Source organism: Micromonospora sp. NPDC006766, assembly GCF_040636055.1.
Classification (GTDB): domain Bacteria; phylum Actinomycetota; class Actinomycetes; order Mycobacteriales; family Micromonosporaceae; genus Micromonospora.
Map to the genome: position 1 here is coordinate 1 of NZ_JBEYIX010000140.1, position 1,105 is coordinate 1,105.

The window sequence follows — 1,105 nt, forward strand, 5'->3', positions numbered from 1 at the left end:
TTGTTGCACAAGGCTCGGGTGGATGGGGCTTATGAGCGGTTGAACGCGGTGGGTATCGGGGTGCCGGGGCCGGTGAGTTTCCGGGATGGTGTGCCGGTGTCGCCGCCGATTATGCCGGGTTGGGACCGTTTCCCGGTGCGGGAGTTGTTGACTCGGGAGCATGGTTGCCCGGCTGTTGTCGACAACGACGTCAACGTCATGGCGATCGGTGAGCGGCACGGCGGCGTCGCCCGTTCCGTCAACGACTTCCTGCTCGTCAAGATTGGTACGGGCATCGGGTGCGGGATCTACCTCGACGGTGAGGTCTACCGGGGCAAGGATGGCTGTGCCGGCGACATCGGCCACATCCAGGTCGAACTCAATGGTCCGATGTGTTCGTGCGGCAATCCTGGCTGCCTGGAAGCCCTGTTCGGTGGGCAGGCCCTGGCCCGGGAGGCAACCAGTGCCGCCCGCTCCGGAGCCTCGCCCGCGCTTGCCGAGCGGCTCGCCACCGCCGGCGCGGTGACCGCCTGCGACGTGGCAGTCGGCGCCGCTGAAGGTGACATCACCTGCATTCAACTCATTCGGGATGGTGGCCGGCGGGTCGGCAAGGTGCTGGCCGGCATGGTGAGCTTCGCCAACCCGTCGATGATCGTCATAGGTGGAGGACTCGCCCAGTTGGGACACATTCTTCTTGCGGAGATCCGTAGCGTGGTCTACCGCCGTTCGTTGCCGTTGGCCACCGGCAACCTGCCGGTCGTGCTCTCCGAGTTGGGCTTGCGCGCCGGGGTGGCCGGCGCCGCGGTGCTCGCCAGCGACGTCGCCTTCGAGCAGGCATCATGAGCGCCCCGAAGAACATCGCGGGCCGGCACCCGGCCGACGCCGTCGCGGGCGAGGTGGTTCTGCGCCTGACTGATGTGGTGAAGACGTTCCCTGGTGTGCGGGCGTTGGACGGGGTGCAGTTGGAGGTGCGGGCGGGTGAGGTGCATTGCCTGTTGGGGCAGAACGGTGCCGGTAAGTCCACTTTGATTAAGGTTCTGGCGGGGGTGCACCGGCCGGATTCGGGTGAGGTCGTGTGGTGTGGCGAGCCGGCGGGTTTCGCGAATCCGCAGGCGGCGATGCGGGC

The 1,105-nt window shown here is 67.1% G+C and carries 2 protein-coding genes; both read left to right on the forward strand.

The window, feature by feature from the left end:
- Positions 1-822 (forward strand): ROK family protein (locus ABZ671_RS32740; protein WP_357865452.1); only part of this gene is annotated, 822 nt, incomplete at its 5' end.
- Positions 819-1,105: ATP-binding cassette domain-containing protein (locus ABZ671_RS32745; RefSeq protein WP_357865455.1), on the forward strand; the 287-nt coding region annotated here is incomplete at its 3' end. The genes ABZ671_RS32740 and ABZ671_RS32745, both read left to right, overlap by 4 nt.